This is a genomic window from Candidatus Korarchaeota archaeon NZ13-K (assembly GCA_003344655.1).
Taxonomy (GTDB): Archaea; Korarchaeota; Korarchaeia; order Korarchaeales; family Korarchaeaceae; genus Korarchaeum.
Window position 1 is genome coordinate 1 of record MAIU01000115.1, and the last position, 3,121, is coordinate 3,121.

4 protein-coding genes and 1 other RNA gene are annotated in these 3,121 nt (G+C 56.4%); 2 read left to right on the forward strand and 3 right to left on the reverse strand.

All coding sequences use genetic code 11. The features are described from left to right. The first annotated feature begins 1 nt into the window (after position 1). Positions 2 to 45: signal recognition particle sRNA small type (gene ffs, locus BA066_07515), an RNA gene on the forward strand. A 122-nt stretch (positions 46 to 167) separates the two neighbouring features. On the opposite strand, the gene BA066_07520 is transcribed toward ffs, so the two are convergent. Next, on the reverse strand, positions 168 to 395 hold the full coding sequence (locus tag BA066_07520) for a ferredoxin (GenBank protein RDD52842.1): 228 nt from the start codon (positions 393 to 395) through the stop codon (positions 168 to 170). 95 nt (positions 396 to 490) lie between these two features. After that, positions 491 to 931, reverse strand: a complete 441-nt coding sequence (locus tag BA066_07525) for a metal-dependent transcriptional regulator (protein ID RDD52843.1) — start codon at positions 929 to 931, stop codon at positions 491 to 493. Between the two features lie 51 nt (positions 932 to 982). On the opposite strand from BA066_07525, the gene BA066_07530 reads away from it, so the two are divergent. Further along, on the forward strand, positions 983 to 1,495 hold the full coding sequence (locus BA066_07530) for a MogA/MoaB family molybdenum cofactor biosynthesis protein (GenBank protein ID RDD52844.1): 513 nt from the start codon (positions 983 to 985) through the stop codon (positions 1,493 to 1,495). A gap of 26 nt (positions 1,496 to 1,521) precedes the next feature. On the opposite strand, the gene BA066_07535 is transcribed toward BA066_07530, so the two are convergent. Then, a partial coding sequence (locus BA066_07535) for a molybdopterin biosynthesis protein (protein RDD52845.1) occupies positions 1,522 to 3,121 on the reverse strand: 1,600 nt, incomplete at its 5' end.

Below are 3,121 nucleotides of genomic sequence, written 5' to 3' on the forward strand. Positions count from 1 at the left end.
GCCACCGAACCGGGTCAGGCCCGGAAGGGAGCAGCCCTAAGGTGGACGTCCGGCGCTGCTGGTCAGCCGAGGGGAGGGAATTCAGGGGATAAAGGGGTCCTCATGCACCCGTTCCACTCCGGGGGAGCCCACCGCCCCCTTCAAAAAATTAGGTGTGTTTGTTCCTCTCAGATGAGCTGCTTCTTGGAGCCATCCGGCTGGATCTCGTATATGTGGATTATGTTAACTGGGCAGGCCTGGGCGGCCTCCATGTTGCAACCAAGATCGTCCAGCTCCTTCTTGACGGGCGATGCTAGTCCGTCGTCCTCTATTATCCAGTTATCTGGGCAGAGAGAGGCGCAGACTCCATCAGCTATGCAGCTCTCCCTATCCTGCTCGATCAGGTACTTGGGCATGCTGACACCTCCGGCCAGCTGGCATGGAGCATGTTCAATTTTAATTTAACTTTTTTATCACGAGCGTTCCCCTCGGGTAGGAATGGGGTAATACTCTAAATTTTCTCCCTCTCTTCGACAAATTTTTTGAATTTTATTTCCATATCATTGATGTTTTCCTTAAGGAATTCGATGAATAGTCTCAATCTCCTCGCGCTCTCCCAACTGACCCCATGCTCTATCCAGCATGCCTCCTCCCTGGCGACATCCTCATCCAACCCCAGCACATCCCTCAGGAACTCGAGGAATATGTTCTCCTTATCCAGTATTAGCAAAGCAGATCTCTCCCCATCGCTGGTCAGGGTTATCTCGTTGTATCTCCTGTAGTTGACCAACCCGGCCTTGGAGAGTTTTCTCAGAGCGTCTGTAACACTGGGTAGGGTGACACCAAGCTCTCTAGCTAGTTCTTTTGCTCTGATGGCCTTCCTTTTGGCTCTCTGGAGCCTATATATGGCCGCAAGATACTCCTGCAGTCCCGGCGTTATCTCGCATTCCATCCATGCTGCGGGGGAATTCAAAGCTTTAAAGCAGTGCGCGGAGGTCCCCCTATGGGGGTCCCGGAGGAGCACAGGAGGGGCGCTCCCTCGAAGCTCAGGTACTCGGTGTTCGTCGTGAGCACCTCTAGATCTGTCGATGAGAGTAAGGAGGACGTCACGGGGAGGCTGGCCACTGAGCTCATAGGGAGATCCGGGAGTTCCGTTGTGAGGAGGAAGGTGATCCCCGACGATATCAATGCCATCAGGAGGTCCCTGATCGAGGCGTCGGAGGATTCCGATGTCGTAATATTCTGCGGGGGAACCGGTGTGAGTCCATCAGATGTGACTCCTGAGGCCATAAGGCCCTTGCTCGATAAGGAGCTTCCCGGATTCGGGGAGATCTTCAGGTGGCTGAGCTACTCCGAGATCGGAAGTTCGGCCATGGCGAGCAGGGCTACCGGAGGGGTATTCTCCAAATCGCTCGTATTCCTCCTTCCAGGATCTCCGGACGCTGTGAAGCTCGCCTTGGAGAAGCTGATAATACCGGAAGCGCCTCATCTTGTGTCCATAGCGAGATCAAAGTGATCCCGACGTAGGGTTAGGGACCGCGCCTAAGCCCGGGGTGGCGTCAGGGGGGTTCCGATGTCATCATCGGCCCTGAGGCCCTCCAGGGAGTTTATCCTCCTCCTGATGCCGGGATCCCTTATGATCTCCAGGAACTCCTCGACGGCCCTCTTAGTCAGGGAGCGCTTCCTAATCAGGAAATCGTACCTCTCCTCCATCAGCGGGATGAAATCTAGGTCGTAAAGCTTCGCCACGGTCTTTATGCCTATACCCACATCAGCGATACCGTTCTTCACGGTCGCGGCAACTGCATTATGAGATTTCGCCTCACTCCAGTAACCCCTGATCCTGCTGACCCCCTCCTCGAAGCTCATCCCGAGGCTCTCGGCCTCTTTCCTCAGCAGATGATCCAGCAGCACCCTGGTGCCCGAACCCTTATTCCTGTTTATGATGACTATGTCCTCCCTCTCCAGGAGGTCCCTGATCCCCCTTATCCCCTTCGGGTTCCCCTTCCTCACTATGAGGCCCTGGATCCTGCTGTATCCCCTCAGCAGGATGGCCTCGTCCTCCAGGGAGAACTTCCTCAGGAGGGTCACGTTGTACTCCATGGTCTCGGGATCGAGCGCATGGACCCCTGAGATGTCCGCCTCCCCCCTTGCTATGGCCTTGAATCCCCCGTAAGATCCTACGGGCACGAACTTGACTAGAAGGCCGCGATCCCTCATCTCAGCTAGGATGATCTCCAGGCCCAAACAGTGACTCCCTATGACTGATGCATCAGCGATCCTGTCCACGAAGAGCCTCACCCTCACCTCTTCCCCTTCCTCGATGATCTCCCTCATCTCATCCATTATTATGTAACCGTCCGCCCTGGAGAGAGTCGATATAGCCTCCGATCCCGTTGGGACCGGGAACGCCAGGGGCTCCTCATCCATGACCAGATGCACGGGAAGGAGATCCCTCCTCCCCCTCTCCCCGTGTATACTCTCGGCAGCCCTGGCTATGATCTCCCTCTCAGTCTCCGGAAGCCTCGAGCTCCATCTCCTTATGAGCGGGGATACCAACTCCCTGTAAACTGTGAGGCAGCTCGTCGGGTACCCGGGAAGGCCTATTATCAACTTCCCCCTCGCCTCAGCTATCACGGTCGGCTTGCCCGGGTGGATGGCTATGCCGTGCACGAGCACCCCAGGCGGACCAAGCTCCTCGAGCACCCTGTAAATCACATCCCCAGCCCCAACGCTCGTGCTCCCTGAGATGAGTATGATGTCGTTCTCATCCATGCTCTCGCTGAGGGCCCTCTTGATGTACTCATAATCATCAGGGAGTATGCCGAGGAAGACAGGATCCCCGCCGTCCTCGATCACTGAGGTGAAGAGGGTCGAGGAGTTGACGTCGTATATCTTCCCGTAGTCCAGCCCCTCCCCAGGCTGCGCGAGCTCGTCACCTGTTGAGAATATCCCAACCCTTGGCTTAGAGATGACGGTCACCTCCCTAATGCCGGCGGCTGCCAGGATCCCGATCTCCCTCGGGGACAGCCTAGTGCCCCTGTAAACCAGCGTCTCTCCAACTCTGATGTCGGAACCGGCTCCCTGGATGTTCTCCCCTGGAGAGGCAGCCCTCATCACGATGACCGCCTGATCCCTCCTT

Excerpts from the sequence above, each read along its gene's own strand:
- BA066_07530 (RDD52844.1), top strand. The coding sequence starts at position 983 with ATGGGGGTCCCGGAGGAGCACAGGAGGGGCGCTCCCTCGAAGCTCAGG.
- BA066_07520 (RDD52842.1), bottom strand. The coding sequence starts at position 395 with ATGCCCAAGTACCTGATCGAGCAGGATAGGGAGAGCTGCATAGCTGAT.
- BA066_07525 (RDD52843.1), bottom strand. The coding sequence starts at position 931 with ATGGAATGCGAGATAACGCCGGGACTGCAGGAGTATCTTGCGGCCATA.